Annotated in this window: 17 protein-coding genes; 8 read left to right on the forward strand and 9 right to left on the reverse strand. The window is 58.2% G+C overall.

Annotated elements, in window-relative coordinates; all coding sequences use genetic code 11:
* The first annotated feature begins 136 nt into the window (after positions 1 to 136).
* On the forward strand, positions 137 to 595 hold the full coding sequence (locus tag QB898_RS00755; RefSeq protein ID WP_279523407.1) for a hypothetical protein: 459 nt from the start codon (positions 137 to 139) through the stop codon (positions 593 to 595).
* A gap of 311 nt (positions 596 to 906) precedes the next feature.
* Here the strand turns inward: QB898_RS00755 and QB898_RS00760 are convergent, their stop codons facing one another.
* Positions 907 to 1,368 carry a YbjN domain-containing protein gene (locus QB898_RS00760; RefSeq protein ID WP_050716015.1) on the reverse strand — a complete coding sequence of 154 codons (462 nt, stop codon included), beginning with the start codon at positions 1,366 to 1,368 and terminating at the stop codon, positions 907 to 909.
* 138 nt (positions 1,369 to 1,506) lie between these two features.
* Here QB898_RS00760 and QB898_RS00765 point away from each other — a divergent pair, with 138 nt between their 5' ends.
* The 7 genes from QB898_RS00765 (at position 1,507) to QB898_RS00795 (ending at position 5,013) form a co-directional block, all read left to right on the forward strand.
* Positions 1,507 to 1,728, forward strand: a complete 222-nt coding sequence (locus QB898_RS00765; protein WP_279523408.1) for a hypothetical protein — start codon at positions 1,507 to 1,509, stop codon at positions 1,726 to 1,728.
* Between the two features lie 57 nt (positions 1,729 to 1,785).
* Complete coding sequence (locus QB898_RS00770; protein ID WP_279523409.1) at positions 1,786 to 1,935, forward strand: hypothetical protein; 150 nt, start codon at positions 1,786 to 1,788, stop codon at positions 1,933 to 1,935.
* The gene (locus QB898_RS00775) at positions 1,913 to 2,089 is read left to right on the forward strand and encodes a type I CRISPR-associated protein Cas7 (protein WP_279523410.1); all 177 of its coding nucleotides are present in this window, start codon (positions 1,913 to 1,915) and stop codon (positions 2,087 to 2,089) included. Before QB898_RS00770 ends, QB898_RS00775 begins: the two co-directional genes overlap by 23 nt.
* Before the next feature lie 108 nt (positions 2,090 to 2,197).
* Positions 2,198 to 2,416, forward strand: a complete 219-nt coding sequence (locus tag QB898_RS00780) for a hypothetical protein (RefSeq protein ID WP_279523411.1) — start codon at positions 2,198 to 2,200, stop codon at positions 2,414 to 2,416.
* Positions 2,417 to 2,917: 501 nt separating this feature from the next.
* Positions 2,918 to 3,511 carry an Nmad2 family putative nucleotide modification protein gene (locus tag QB898_RS00785; protein ID WP_279523412.1) on the forward strand — a complete coding sequence of 198 codons (594 nt, stop codon included), beginning with the start codon at positions 2,918 to 2,920 and terminating at the stop codon, positions 3,509 to 3,511.
* Positions 3,512 to 3,779: 268 nt separating this feature from the next.
* Positions 3,780 to 3,914: a hypothetical protein gene (locus QB898_RS00790; protein ID WP_279523413.1), complete on the forward strand. Its 135-nt coding sequence runs from the start codon at positions 3,780 to 3,782 to the stop codon at positions 3,912 to 3,914.
* 346 nt (positions 3,915 to 4,260) lie between these two features.
* On the forward strand, positions 4,261 to 5,013 hold the full coding sequence (locus tag QB898_RS00795; RefSeq protein ID WP_279523414.1) for a TIR domain-containing protein: 753 nt from the start codon (positions 4,261 to 4,263) through the stop codon (positions 5,011 to 5,013).
* Between the two features lie 1,536 nt (positions 5,014 to 6,549).
* Here QB898_RS00795 and QB898_RS00800 read toward each other — a convergent pair.
* The 8 genes from QB898_RS00800 to ybeY form a co-directional block, all read right to left on the reverse strand.
* Positions 6,550 to 7,326, reverse strand: a complete 777-nt coding sequence (locus tag QB898_RS00800; protein ID WP_279523415.1) for an endonuclease/exonuclease/phosphatase family protein — start codon at positions 7,324 to 7,326, stop codon at positions 6,550 to 6,552.
* Positions 7,327 to 7,341: 15 nt separating this feature from the next.
* Complete coding sequence (aspS, locus tag QB898_RS00805; protein WP_279523416.1) at positions 7,342 to 9,141, reverse strand: aspartate--tRNA ligase; 1,800 nt, start codon at positions 9,139 to 9,141, stop codon at positions 7,342 to 7,344.
* A gap of 15 nt (positions 9,142 to 9,156) precedes the next feature.
* Positions 9,157 to 9,852, reverse strand: coding sequence for a DUF502 domain-containing protein (locus tag QB898_RS00810; RefSeq protein ID WP_279523417.1), 696 nt, complete (start codon positions 9,850 to 9,852; stop codon positions 9,157 to 9,159).
* A gap of 20 nt (positions 9,853 to 9,872) precedes the next feature.
* The gene (locus QB898_RS00815; RefSeq protein WP_279523418.1) at positions 9,873 to 10,199 is read right to left on the reverse strand and encodes an FmdB family zinc ribbon protein; all 327 of its coding nucleotides are present in this window, start codon (positions 10,197 to 10,199) and stop codon (positions 9,873 to 9,875) included.
* Positions 10,200 to 10,748: 549 nt separating this feature from the next.
* Positions 10,749 to 10,994 carry a hypothetical protein gene (locus QB898_RS00820; RefSeq protein ID WP_279523419.1) on the reverse strand — a complete coding sequence of 82 codons (246 nt, stop codon included), beginning with the start codon at positions 10,992 to 10,994 and terminating at the stop codon, positions 10,749 to 10,751.
* On the reverse strand, positions 10,994 to 11,638 hold the full coding sequence (locus QB898_RS00825) for a sigma-70 family RNA polymerase sigma factor (RefSeq protein ID WP_279523420.1): 645 nt from the start codon (positions 11,636 to 11,638) through the stop codon (positions 10,994 to 10,996). Before QB898_RS00825 ends, QB898_RS00820 begins: the two co-directional genes overlap by 1 nt.
* 199 nt (positions 11,639 to 11,837) lie before the next feature.
* Positions 11,838 to 13,088 (reverse strand): branched-chain amino acid ABC transporter permease, encoded by a 1,251-nt coding sequence (locus QB898_RS00830; RefSeq protein ID WP_279523421.1) that lies wholly within the window; start codon positions 13,086 to 13,088, stop codon positions 11,838 to 11,840.
* Positions 13,088 to 13,555 carry an rRNA maturation RNase YbeY gene (ybeY, locus tag QB898_RS00835; RefSeq protein ID WP_102282864.1) on the reverse strand — a complete coding sequence of 156 codons (468 nt, stop codon included), beginning with the start codon at positions 13,553 to 13,555 and terminating at the stop codon, positions 13,088 to 13,090. The genes QB898_RS00830 and ybeY overlap by 1 nt, the downstream gene beginning before the upstream one ends.
* Positions 13,556 to 14,114 lie beyond the last annotated feature (559 nt).

Raw genomic sequence — 14,114 nt, forward strand, 5'->3', positions numbered from 1 at the left:
TGGGTTATGCGCCACATCAGCCCGCCCTGGGCCAGGCCGCTTTGCGCCGCCACGCTTGACAGCCAGCTCAGGCGCGGCAAACATGCCGCTCTTGTAAACTTTGTAACTCCAACCCGTTCAGCCGCGAAAGACCCGCATGAAAAAATCCAAAGTCTTTGCCATCGCCCTCGTCGCAGGCGCTGCCGCCCTGGCCTCCATCTCCGCCCAGGCTTCTTGCTACATCGTGCGCAACGCCAAAGGCCAAATCATTTCCGAATCGCCCAACCCGCCCGTGGACATGTCGCAGCCCTTGCACGACACCGTGCCGCGCAAGTTCGGCGCTGGCGCCACCATGAGCTTTGGCGTGGCCGACCCCGACTGCGGCAAGGAAATCGACACCTGGGACAAATCCTCTTCAGCCAGCGCCCCGCGCGCCAAGGCAGGCAAAAAGAGAACCGCTCGCCGCAGTACAGCCGTGCGCGGCAAAAGGAGCGCACGCCGCGCCGCAGGCTCCGTGCCCGTCACCCCGGCCAAGGGCGGCGGCATTCGCACGAAGGTCGAGCGCATCGAGCAGCCTGCCCAATCGGCTGCGGCATCAGCTCCCGCCAGCGAGTAACGCGGCAGACACCCGGAAACCGGCTGCGCACCATGCGCCAGCCGGTTTTTTTCATGCCCGCTTCTCTCAAAAACCGTTCGCGGCCCCTCCAGGAGAGGTAAAAAAGCAGCCTCATGGCGCTCTTTTATTCATAGCATGATGTCCTAGTGGAATCTGCGCAAAACGGCATTTCTTTCCCTTGAATTTGCTCTTTTTATTGATGCGTTCTACCCGCCGTGGTCAGTACCTGCGTCGCGCGGACGGATGCCAGACAAAAAGGCCAGCCTCCGCAAAAGGAGACTGACCTTTTTCTTGCAGCAAAAGATGCTGAGTCAATCGAGCACTTCGGCGCGCCACTTGCCGAACATGTCGCGGCAGGTGATCAGAAAGTCGATCAGACGCTCCTTGGTCACGCCGCCGGTCAGATCAATGTCCAGCTCCAGCTTGAGCAAATCAGCGTTTTCGGGGCGCTTCTCGTAGTAGGTGCGCGCGAAGCGGATACCGCGATGCCACTGGTTGATGCGCTGAAGCAGCGCGGCCTCGTCTTCGTCGCCGCACTGAAAGCCCGTTTGAAAAGTGATGATGCGCCCGCTTTTGGATATGAACAGGTAGGTGGTGTAGCCGTCCATCTTCCAGAGCAGGTCGCCGTCTTCGTCAAGGGAGCAGGAATAGCCCTCTTCGCGGGCCAGGTTCATGAGCTGCCCCGCGCTGATCTTGGAGATGACAAGGGGCATGTCCTCAATGATGGACGCGATGGAATCGGGCAGCTTGCCTTCCGGCAGGTGGTCTGTCATGGAGATCTTTCGCTTGGATTGCGTTCGCAGGGGCTGGAATGTACTGCGGACGGCCCGCCTGCCAGGCATCACACGCTCTTTTCCAAAGAAGAAAGAGCTGATCAGGATGGGCTACAAGGCGTAAACCGAAGATGGGTCATGCAACCCGGTGAGGATTTGCAACGTCGCAGGCCTTCCGATTTCACGCTTGCTGTCCCCGGACAGGTTGTGAACAGGTTTTTAAATGGCCACCGCCCGCGCGCCGATTTTCAAGGCCTTGGCGAAATGACCGAAGCGTGCCTGAAACGCAAAATCCGCGACTGCCAGCAAGGCAGCAGCGAGAGCACTTTTGTGCCATCGGATAAAAAACAGACTGCATAACCAGCCTTGCCAACCACGCAAAAGACAAAAATGCTGGCTTGAGCGCGAACGCGTTCAATGCCCAAAAAAGCCAACAAAGACGACATTGCCAAACAAGCCTGCGGAAAATGGCTGGGCGTGCGCTGCTTCGTACAAGTCTTCGCATTCGGCGGCGAAGACGACGGCACGAAAAAGCTCCGACACCATGGGCATGAAACACCGCGTTGATCACGGTGTGCATATCGCTTTTGACGCCAAGTCGCCGCAATTTGCCAAGCGCACCGGTTTTTCAGATGACGATGCCGAAAAAATCAAAACCGTATTAACCAAACTCTTTGAGGGCGACGCATCATTCGCCTGCCAGAAGGCAACGTGGAAGTGATGAAACTCATTTGATCGGAACATAACTGCAAAGCAGGATAATACTCTTCCACCAAAGTGCACGGCAGTCTGAAAGAGGATGAAGATAGCAGCTACGAACCGAAAAACCTTGAAGACTTGGTTTCGCAACAAATCGACGGCCTCTAAAACGTTCAAGGAAATGGCCGTATTTTCAACCGAAAGCCAAAGGGCAATTCAGGATACGCGCCTGATTCCCTTTTCCGCCCTGCAACACTACATCTTCTGCCTGCATCAATGTGCGTTGATTCATAACGAGCAGGCATGGGCGGAGAACTATTTGACCGCGCAGGGAAAAAGCGTTGTATGAGCGGGGGGATTCGGGCGAGCTAGAAACGTGCAAGGACGTGCGCTTTGAGCGGGCAGTGCATGTGTTAGCGGAGAAGCTGGGTATTCGGCAGCGTGCTGGACTGGGTGGAACTGGTAGCGAAGGCAACCAGTGAAATGCAAGCGCGGCAAGCCTGAAGCCGATCCGATGGGCGAAATCTAGTTCTGCGTCCAGAGCTTGTGCTTGCAAGAAATGACAGGAAATAGCCAGCGAAGATGCGTCATGGCATAGGCAAACTCGCCACTGCGCCCATCGCGGTTTCAGACGATTGCGAGTCAAAACATCTGCTAACATTGCTGCCGCGCGCGAACGCCTGAACAGCGGCTAGACCCCGTCGCCGGACTGCGGCAAACGCTGCAAGGCCTACTGGTTGGCAGAGATTTATCAGCTGGAGTTGTCGGGGGAAATGGAATAGGGCGGTGGAGTAGATCGCCGGTTTGTCTTACAAATGGCAGTTTTAATTTGTTCGATCGAGGTGAGATTATGAAGATGATGAGTTATATTATTAAGGATGATTATGGTTTTGCCCCCAATCCCTATGGTGGTTTTTTAACCCTTGCCACTTGCAAGCCGGCAATAAGAAGTAGTGCAGGCGTAGGGGATATCCTTGTTGCAACAGGTTCCAGCACTGGCGATTACGAGAATAGATTGATTTATGCGGCAAAAGTATCCCGGTTGATAGATATGAATGAATATTTCGAAAACCCCATGTATCAAGTTAAGAAACCAAGTAACGAGAATAAAAATGGGGATAATATCTATCATGAAGAAAATGGAATTTGGATTCAGTTGCACAATAATCTCCATAACAAGGATGATATGGATCATGATTTGGAATCCACAAATGTCTTGATATGTGATGATTTTTGGTATTTTGGAGACAAGGCGCCATTGTTGCCTGAGAATCTTCTTGGAATTGTAAAAAAAGGGCGTTGGCATAAAAATATAGATGACGGCGCTTTAATTTCCAGTTTTCTGGATTGGTTGAAAGCATATGAAAAAGGAATTATCGGTAACCCGATTGGTTCGACAGAAAAGACAGGAAAACGCGCATGTGAAAACTTTAAAAAATGCTGAATTATCTGCATAAGGAGTAAGAAACGCTGGCAATGGATCAGGAGCGCAGAAAGGTGCGCAACTGCCAGTGCATTCCATCAGGCTTTTTCTATTTTTGGAATGCACTGGTGTCAGCGTTTCTGCTGTTTTTTGTGGTGGCAGCTCCACAATGATGGCGTGAACGCGATGATTCAAGGTGCGGTTGATGCTTTCAATGCTTCACTGCGGTAGTTAAGGGCGGCGAATCTGGATGTGGTGTGCGGTTTGAGCGCGGGCAATACACGTTTCGATGGAGAAACCGAGTTTCAGCGGCGTGCTGGATTGGGTGAAAGTCGAAACCAAGACAAGCAGCCTGAAACCCGTGGAATACAAACACGGCAAGTCCAACCCCGGCCTGATGGACGAGATCCAGCTTTGTGCCTAAGGTTGTTTGCAAGAAATAACAGGAAAACCATTAGTGAAGGCGCACTGTGGTATAGGCAAATCCGCCAGCGCGTCCCCATCGTGTTTCAGGCGAACTATGCGCCAAAATACTCGCAGCCATTATTGGCGCGCGTGAACCATAAATAGCGACTTAACCCGGCGCCTAACTAAACTATAATAATATAATAAATGCTGCGGAGCCTGCTCTCTGGTGGAAATTTGTCATCTGAAGTTCTTGGGAAGATGGGCTCAGGGGTATATGGCGGGGTTGTTTAGGGAGTGATGTAAAATTCCATATTAGTGATGTATTGTTGGTACATGTTTAACTTCTATGCAAAGGGGTGTAGATGAAAATGAAATTCACAGGAAATATTGATGAATTGAAGAATAAGTTAAATGAAAAAGGCTTTTCACCTTACAAGGAAGAGGAAGCTAATGGTTGTCATCGTTTTAGATTTTCAAATGGAGCTATATTAAATTTTTGGCCTAGCAGAGGAACTGTAAACTTGCAAGGACAAAAATGTGAATCGTTATCTCAATTCATTCATAGGTTATGTGGCGACAATATACAGAACCCAAATATAATTAGTAATGATCCTGTAACACCCGCTCAAGTGGAGGCTAAAGGAAAAGTTTTTGTCGTCCATGGACACGACAATGCGGCAAGAGAACAGTTAGAATTGGTTCTCCATAAATTAGGAATTGAACCTTTTGTATTGCAGAATACAAGTGGCAGCGGATTAACTATAATTGAAGCTTTGGAAAAAGAAATTGGACGGATCCCTTCTGAAGTTGCTTTTGGTATTGTTTTGTTAACTCCAGATGATATGGGGTATCCCAAAAATTCAAGCCCAGAGGGGGCAAAGCCTAGGGCTAGGCAAAATGTTGTTCTAGAAATGGGGATGTTATTATCATCTATTGGTAGAAGTAGGGTTGCAATCTTAAAGAAAGGTTCTTTGGAAGTGCCCTCTGATGCCAGTGGAATTCTATATATACCTTTTGAAGATCATATAAGAGAAACTGTTCCAAAGCTTGTGGAGAGGTTAAACGAAAGCGGTTTTAAAATGACGCCTGAGAATATTTCTAAAGCATCATTTTAATATGTAAGGGCTACAGGCTTAGATTAGATTTGGGTGAATAAACCTACAGTTTTTCAGATGGACTAAACCCATTAGCTGCTAGAAACTACGGTCAAGATCCAAGGAGTTCTACCCATACGCAAACTCCAAAACAAGCTGTATATTATCCACCTAAGACAGCTATTGGTATAAGAGAAGCGGGGGAGCCTGCTGGTGAAAAAGGAGCGCAAGAAACTGGTGCAGTTGCCGGTGCGCCTTGTCGGGTATATTTTTCCGTTGAGAATGCACTGGTATCGACATTATTGTTTGAATTTCACTTCGAAATAATGTGAATTTAGCATCTTATACTAAAAACGAGTGCTATTTGGGGCGACTTCAGGGACGGTAAAGCGGCAATTTGCTGTTACGTCCGGTGCAGTATCGGAGTCGGAGCAGAATTCTGTGCCGATTGCGCGTAATACTATTGCAGCGAAGATTCAGACGGGCAAGCGGGTGCTGTAGCGACAGATTTGCAATGATGGGGGGAATGCGGCGACTTAAGGTGTGATCAAAGCTTTGAATATTTCGCTGCGGTAGTTGAAGGATGCGGAGCGTCTGGATGTGGAGCGTGGCATTGAAGGCGACGCGGCTGCGTCGTTATTTCGGCGTTCCCGTGCGGTTTTCGAGCGAGAAAAGCGGCTTTACTTTTAATGGGCGCAACCGCCGTCTGCCCAGAGACGGCGGTGAATGCGCTGCTGTCTTTTATATACAGTATCTTAAGCAAGGATATCAACGGTGCGCTGCAAAGCAGGTTGGTTCTGCAGGTTGTTTTTGTGCGTCGATCAGCTGGGGCACAGTAGTTTGACGCAAGATATTCTGGAAGAATTTTGCGAGTGGTGGACGAATAGGCTGGTGCTTTGGCTGACTAACTAAGAACTGATCAAGCCGCCAGATTTTGCGGCTGCAGTGGGTAGCGCGGTGATTTTGAAAGCTGATGCACCCAAACTGCTATTTCAGACTTTACAGACGAAGAGCAGGAGAAAATCGCTCATTCGTTTTCGAATGGATGAACCAGATAGATTATTTGACGCTTGTTTTGATTTTGGCTGCCAGACTGAATGAGTGGCTGGTTTGATGCCTAAGAGCAAGCCAGATGTGCTTGAGGCAGTCTTGTTTCACTCTGCTTTTGAGAGCCAATTCAGACGCCCGGAGACGCTTCTATCGCACGGTTTGACGGGATTGATTACTATCAACTCTATAGAGAAATAGCCGGGCAGGGCGGTCTAGCTTGATGGCAGCTATCAACAGGCGCATCTTGCAAGTTATTCGGGCGAGTGAGTGCTGGCGATGGGCTGGCACAACGGGCATTCAAGTGCTGTTTGCGCGGACTTGGCTTGCTGTTTTTGCGCTGAGAGTGATGGGTTTTGCTACTGTTTTAATAGCGGTAAAGCCCGTTAAATTGTGCGATAGAGGCGTTCTTTGGGCCTTTTATTTGCTCCCAAAAACAGAGCGTATGTAGCAAGCCCGGGCTGCATCCGGCTTGCGCTTTCGCGCCCACGGATGGATTTGAACGGCGCTTCAAGGCAGCACGAATTCGGCTACCAGTGGCAAATGGTCGGAGAGACTGGGCCAGTTGTGGCTGCCCGCGTGCCCGTGCGCGTGTTGGGGCACGAACTGGCGGGCGCAGTGCAGGCCGCGTGCGTAGACGTGGTCTAGCTGCGCCAGGGGCAGGCGCGAGGGGAAGGTGGGGCAGCCGGGGGTGTTGCGAAGGCCGGACTGGGCCAGGATGGCTTGCAGTTTCTGGCTCCAGTCGTTGAAGTCGCCCGCAACCAGCAAGGGCGCGCTGGCAGGCACCTGGCGTGCAATGAACTGTTGCAGCTGGCGCGCCTGGCGCACGCGGCTGGCGCCGAGCAGGCCCAGGTGAACAACGATGACGTGGACGTGGTGGCCCTGCACGTCAATGACCGAGTGCAGCAGGCCGCGCTGCTCGAAGCGGTGGTCTGAAATGTCCTGGTGCTGGTGGCTGAGCACGGGCCAGCGCGAGAGCATGGCGTTGCCGTGTTCGCCGTGGGCGGTGACGGCGTTGGTCATGTAAACCGACTGGTAGCCCGCCGGGGCCAGGTATTCGGCTTGTGGCTGGCGAGGCCAGCTGGCAAAGCGCCGCTCGGCTTTGCGGTTGAGCTTGCGCACTTCTTGCAGACACACCACGTCTGCGTGCAGGCTGGCGATGGCGTGCTGGAGGTTGTGGATTTCCAGCCGCTGCGAGGGCCAGACGCCTTGCACGCCTTTGTGGATGTTGTAGGTCACTACCCGCAGAGAGCGGGCGTGGACGTGGGCGGCGCCGCTGGCGCTCATGGGGCAGGGCGCGTGTCAGTGGCTGGCAGGCTGCGGGTTGCGCAGGCGGATGTGCAGCTCGCGCAGTTGTTTTTCGTCTACGGGCGAGGGCGCTTGTGTGAGCAGGCACTGCGCGCGCTGGGTTTTGGGGAAGGCGATGACGTCGCGGATGGATTCGGCGCGGGTCATGAGCGTGACCAGCCGGTCCATGCCGAAGGCCAGGCCGCCGTGCGGGGGCGCGCCGTATTGCAGGGCGTCGAGCAGGAAGCCGAATTTGGCCTGGGCGTCTTCGGGCGTGATTTTGAGGGCGGAAAACACTTTGCTTTGCACGTCGGCGCGGTGAATGCGGATGGAGCCGCCGCCCAGCTCCCAGCCGTTGAGCACCATGTCGTAAGCCTTGGCCAGACACTGGCCGGGGTCGCTGTCCATGAGGTTTTCGTGGCCGTCTTTGGGGCTGGTGAAGGGGTGGTGCATGGCGTTCCAGCGGTTTTCTTCTTCGTCGAACTCGAACATGGGGAAGTCCACCACCCACAGCGGCGCCCAGCGGTCTTCGAAAAGGCCCGCCTTTTTGCCGAATTCGCTGTGGCCGATCTTCAGGCGCAGTGCGCCGATGGCGTCGTTGACGATCTTGGCTTTGTCGGCGCCGAAAAAGAGGATGTCGCCGTTTTGCGCGCCGGTGCGCTCCAGCACGGCGGCCAGGGCCTTGTCGTGCAGGTTTTTGACGATGGGCGATTGCAGGCCCTCGCGGCCTTTGGCGGCGTCATTGACCTTGATCCAGGCCAGGCCCTTGGCGCCGTAAATCTTCACGAAGTCGGTGTAGCCGTCGATTTCGCCCCGGCTGATTTCGCTGCCGCCGGGCACGCGCAGCGCCACCACGCGCCCGCCGGGCGTGCTGGCCGGGCCGCTGAAGACTTTGAAGTCCACATCGCCCATCACGTCTGTCAGTTCGGTGAATTCGAGCTTCACGCGCAAATCGGGCTTGTCGGAGCCGAAGCGGTGCATGGCCTCGGCGTAGGGCATGACGGGGAATTCGCCCAGTTCCACGCCCAGCGTTTGCCTGAAAACCTGCGTGATCATTTCCTGGAACAGGCTGCGGATGTCTTGCTCGTCCAGAAAAGAGGTTTCGATATCGATTTGCGTGAATTCCGGCTGGCGGTCGGCGCGCAGGTCTTCGTCGCGGAAGCACTTGGTGATTTGGTAGTAGCGGTCAAAGCCGGCCACCATCAGCAGCTGCTTGAAGAGCTGGGGCGATTGCGGCAGCGCGAAAAAGTGCCCGTCATGCACGCGGCTGGGCACCAGGTAGTCGCGCGCGCCTTCAGGCGTGCTCTTGGTGAGCATGGGCGTTTCGATGTCGATGAAGCCGTGCTCGTCCAGAAACTTGCGCACGGCCATCGCCACGCGGTAGCGCAGCATGAGGTTGCGCTGCATCACGGGGCGGCGCAAATCCAGCACGCGGTGCGTCAGGCGCGTGGTCTCGCTCAGGTTCTCGTCGTCAAGCTGGAAAGGCGGCGTGACGGAAGGGTTGAGCACCTTCAGCTCGTGGCACAGCACTTCCACCTTGCCGCTTTTGAGGCTGTCGTTCGTGGTGCCTTCAGGGCGGGGGCGCACCAGGCCCGTGACTTGCACGCAGAACTCGTTGCGCAGGTCTTCCGCCGTTTTGAACATGGCGGGGCGGTCGGGGTCGCAAACCACCTGCACATAGCCTTCGCGGTCGCGCAGGTCGATGAAGATCACGCCGCCGTGGTCGCGCCGGCGGTTCACCCAGCCGCACAGGGTTACGGTCTGGCCGTTCAGCGCCTCGGTTACGAGGCCGCAGTAGTGGGTGCGCATAGACATGATGGACTTTCTTTGTTACTTGCCAGAATGGGAAACAGGGTTGCTGATGGCGGGAGCGGCAGGGGCCGACTGCGCGCGGGCGGGCGGGGCCACCACGCCCATGGAAATCACGTATTTGAGCGCCTCATCCACGCTCATGGCCAGCTCCACCACGTCGGCGCGGCGCGCCAGCAGGAAGTAGCCTGAAGTCGGGTTGGGCGTGGTCGGCACGTAAACGCTGACCAGCTCATCGCCCAGGCCGCGCGCGGCCAGATGCGCCGCCACCTCGCCGCCGGGCCGGCCCGTCAGAAAGGCCACCGTCCACGCGCCCTGGTGCGGAAACTGCACCAGCACCGCCTTGGAAAACGCCTGGCCGGAGCCGGAAAACAGCGTGTCCGACACCTGCTTGACGCTGCTGTAGATGCTGCGCACCACCGGAATGCGGGTCATCAGCGCGTCCCAGCGGCGCAGCCACCACTGGCCCACCATGTTCGCCACGAAAACGCCCGTGCCGAAGATGATGACCGTCACCAAAATGACGCCCAGCCCCGGCACGCGCCGAAGCTGGCCGCCCACGGTAACCATGCCGGGAATCACGGCCTCCAGCGCGCTCAGCACGCTCAGAAAAATGCCGTTGAGAATGCCCATTAACCACAGCAGCACCCAGGCCGTAATAGCCGCTGGCAGCCAGACCAGCAGGCCCGTAACGAAATATTGACGCAGCCGGTGCATGACGCGAGCGCTCGAACTGCCTAGTCCGCCGCAGCTGCGCTGCCCGGTGAAGCTGCCACGCTACTGGCCGCAGCCGCATCGCCAGAGGTGCCGGAAGAAGCGCCCGCTGCCGCGCCGGAAGAAGGCGCATCCGAAGCCGGCGCTGAAGAGGCGTCTGCCTTGCCTTCGTTGCGAAAGTCCGTGACATACCAGCCCGAGCCTTTGAGCTGAAAGCCCGCTGCCGTTACCTGCTTGACAAAAGCAGGCTGGCCACAGGAAGGGCAGACCTTCAATGGCGCGTCAGACATCTTCTGCAACACATCCTTGGCAAAGCCGCAATGGCTGCACTTGTAGGCATAAATCGGCATGGAAAAACAGATTGGGCGGCAAGCACATGCGCCTGCCGCCCGCAAAAAGCTTGTAATTATAGTTTTCCGGCTTATTCAGCGGCGAAGCGCCTGAACGCATGTCCAATCGGCTTCTGGCCTGGAAAACTGCCTTGCCCACTCCAGTTCGGCGTGCGCTAGTTGCCAGCGCTTCTACTGAACATCAGAGCAAGCCGCGAGGAAGAAAACGGAGCATGGCGAGCCAAGCGCAAGCAACCGGTGAGCGGATGGAGGGCTTTATTTTGCTCCTCTATTTATAGCTATATGTCCTAGTGAAATCAGCGCAGAACATCATTTCATCCGCCTGAATTAGCTCCTGTTTTTGATGCGCCTGGCAAGCCATCAACACGCCGCTCAATACCGCGCTTCGCTCTTTTGACGCTGGCGGAGACGCCCTCTTCAGCAAAGTGCTTGCCAGCACTTGCCACTACATGCCGGTCATGTCGCTTGGGGACCTTGGGGACATGGGGAATTTTTGCTATTCACTTTGGGTTTGAGGACAGATTTTTAGGGGCATGGGAACTGAAAAGTTCACCCCGCTGAATCTGCTCCTGTTTCTGATGCCTTTGGGCCATCAGGCGGCGGGCTGGCCCCGGGCGCTTGCAGGCTTTCGCGCCAGCCTTGCAGCAAGGCGGTGAGGGCGGCGTCGTTGCGGGCGAAGCGGCGGCAGTGCGCGCAGATGAGCGTGTGGCAGGCGGCGCGGGCGCGCAGGGGCCAGGGCGCGCGCGGGCCGAGCTGGCCGCTGGCGAGCAAGGTGGTGTATTGCTGGCAGTTCATCAGGGGCGTTCCTTGCGGGGCGCAGGGGGCGGGCTGGCAAACCAGTTCTGGCCCAGGCACAGTTGCAGTTGCTTGCGGGCGCGGCTCATGCACTGCCAGTAGTCGGCGCGGGTGATGGCGAGCGTGGCGCAGATTTCATCGGCGTCGCAGTCGAGCAGCTCTTTCATGCTGAACACGCGGGCGGGCTTGGGCGGCAGTTTGCTCACGCAGGCTTCGAGCACGGCGAAGAACTGGCTGTTTTGCAGCTGGCTTTCGGGGTCGTGCCAGAGGGCGGGGCCGGCGCCGGTTTGCCAATGGCCCCGGCTATCGAAGAGTTCGGCGTCGAGCGCGTCAGCGCCCCCGGCCGTGGCGCTGGCCGCAGGCGGCGTGCCGTGGCGGTAGCGGGCGCGCAGGCGGTCGGTGATTTTGTGTTTGAGAATGCCAAAGAGGTAGCCGCGCGCGTCGCCCTGCCGGGGGCCGCCGCCGCGCGGCGGCGCAGCGGCGGGGGCGGCCAGCACGGCCAGCAGGGTGTCTTGCACGGCGTCTTCGGCTTCTTCGTCGGGTTGCAGGTGCAGGCGGGCAAAGCGCAACAGGGGCGCGCGCCAGGCGCGGGCCAGGGCGCCGGCATCGGTCCAGGCGCTGGCGGGGTCAGCGGAGGCGGTCATGGGTGGGGATTATTGGAGCGGCGCGGGCCGAAGCGGCGGCCTGACGGCGCCCCGCCGCATTCGCTCCTTGATTCATAGCATGGCCTCTTGGATGAATCTGCGCGAATGCCATTTTCAGCGCCCTGATTTCGCTCTTGTTTTTGATATGTTCCCGCGCCAGCGGCCCGGCTGCGGGCCGGTTTTTTTGGGGCCGCGCCGCCTATTTGCCGCGCCGCATGACTGCAATGGCCGCGCCGCCCGCTGCGGCCACGGCGGCGGCCAGCAGCCAGGGCAGCGGCTGGCGCGCGTTCACGCTGATGCCCGCCAGCGCCCAGCCGCCTTGCCCCGCCGGGGCCAGCTGCAAGCGGTAGAGCAGCTCCACCAGCGCGATCAGCCCCGCCAGCAGCGCGGCCCAGGCCAGCGCCAGCGCTGCATGGCGCGCCTGCGGGCGGCGCAGCGCGCCAGCCAAACCGCGCCGCATGCCGGGCAGCAGGCTGGCCAGGCCGCCGGGGGCATACATGACCATCAGCAAAAAAGTCAGGCCCATGTAGAGCGTCCAGGCCGGGGTGATTTCAGACAGCCACACCGTGGCCAGCACCATCAGCACGCCCCCCAGCATGGGGCCGGTGAACGCACCCGCGCCGCCCAGAAAGACGAACAGCAGATACGCGCCCGAGCGCTGCGCGCCCAGCGATTCGGGCGTGACGATTTCAAACAGCAGCGCCGCCAAAGCGCCCGCCACGCCCGCAAAAAAGCCCGCCACGCAAAAGCCCAGCCAGCGCACGCGGTGCGGGTTGCAGCCAATGAACTCGGCGCGCTCGGCGCTGTCGCGCACGGCGCTCAGCAGCCGCCCCAGCGGCGTGTGCGTGAAGGCGTACATCAGCGCCGTGCAGGCAAAGGCGTAGGCGGCCGCCAGCGCGTACATCTGCGCGGGCGGCCCGAAGCTGATGCCCCAGACTTCGCCCGTGACGCGGTCGGCCGGCACGCCCGCCTCACCGCCGAACACCGCCGGAAACATGAGTGCGATGGCCGCCACCATCTCGCCCATGCCCAGCGTCATCATGGCGAACACGCCGCCGCCGTGCCGCGCGCACACCCAGCCCAGCGCGGCTGCGGCCGCCAGCGCCGCCGCGCCGCCAGCCAGCGGCAGCAGGCTCACCGGCACGCCCCAGCCCGCCGCCAGCAGGTGAATGGCCGCATACGCGCCCAGCCCCGTGTACACCGCGTGCCCGAAACTGAGCATGCCGCCCTGCCCGAGCAAGATGTTGTAGGAAAGGCAGGCAATCACGGCAATGCCCATCTGCGCCAGCAAATTGAGCGCGTAGCCGCCGGGGAAAACCAGCGGCAGCAGCGCCAGCAGCAGCGCGTAGGCCAGCCAGGGCAGAGCGGCGTTCACATGGGGCGCGAAAGACTCCACCGGCCTGGCGCGGGCGGCCAGGCGGGCGGCCAATTCAGGCGGCGGCCAGGCCATCAGCCGCGCTCATACGGATTGGGCACGCCCAGCGCGGCGAGGATGCGCGTTTCCTGCGCCTCCATCGCCTCGGCGTCGGCCTCGCTGGTTTCGTGGTCCCAGCCCTGCGCGTGCAGCGCGCCGTGCACCAGCAGATGGGCGTAGTGATCGGCCAGCGGCTTGTCCAGCGCGGCGGCCTCGCGGGCGAGCACGGGCGCGCACAGCACGAGATCGGCCTGCAAAACGGGGGCATGGCAGTAATCGAAGGTGAGCACGTTGGTGGCGTAGTCCTTGCCGCGAAAGTCGCGGTTGAGCTGGCGGCCCTCGTCTTCGCCCACAACGCGCACGGTGATTTCGGCGGCTTGCAAGGCTTCGTCCAGCGCCGCGCGCAGCCAGCGGGCGGCGCGGTGGCGGGGCAGGGCGGCGCGGTGCAAGGCGGCATCGGGCAGGCGGCGGGCAAATTGCAGGCTCAGGGCAAGTTCAGGCATGGCGGCAGGCGGGAAAGCGTGGGCGGAAAAAGCGGAAAAAGCGGAAAAAGCGCGGGCGCGGCTACGGCCGGGCAAAAGCGGGAACAAAGGCGGGAACAAAGGCGGGAACAAAGGCGGGAATCATGGCGCGAATGACGCGATCGGCCACGGCAGGAATAAAGTCATTTTATTTCCAGCCTGCCCAGGGCGCGCTTGCCTTTCAGAGGACTGTTTTTGGGATTGAAGATGCCGGCGTGGTTTTGCTTCCGTTCAAAATGCCGGCATGTTGCTTTTAATCATTGCGCCGCCGCAAAACGTATAAATATCAGCGGCCGTGTCCGTTCTTGATTCTGGCCTCGCGCAAATTCAAATCTGCGCGGCCAGATACCGCCGCCATTGGGGTGCCGTCATTTAATCGCTGTCATTTAATCGCTGTCATTTAATCGCTGTCATTTAATCGCTGTCATTTCATCGCTGTCATTGAGCCGCCGTTGCCATCGCCTTTCGCGCGCGGCTTCGCTTCGCGGGCGGGTTTGCCCAGCTTTCCGGCCGGGGCTTGATAATGAAGGAATGAGTGAGG

This window comes from Ottowia cancrivicina, from assembly GCF_029813755.1.
Taxonomy (GTDB): domain Bacteria; phylum Pseudomonadota; class Gammaproteobacteria; order Burkholderiales; family Burkholderiaceae_C; genus Ottowia; species Ottowia massiliensis.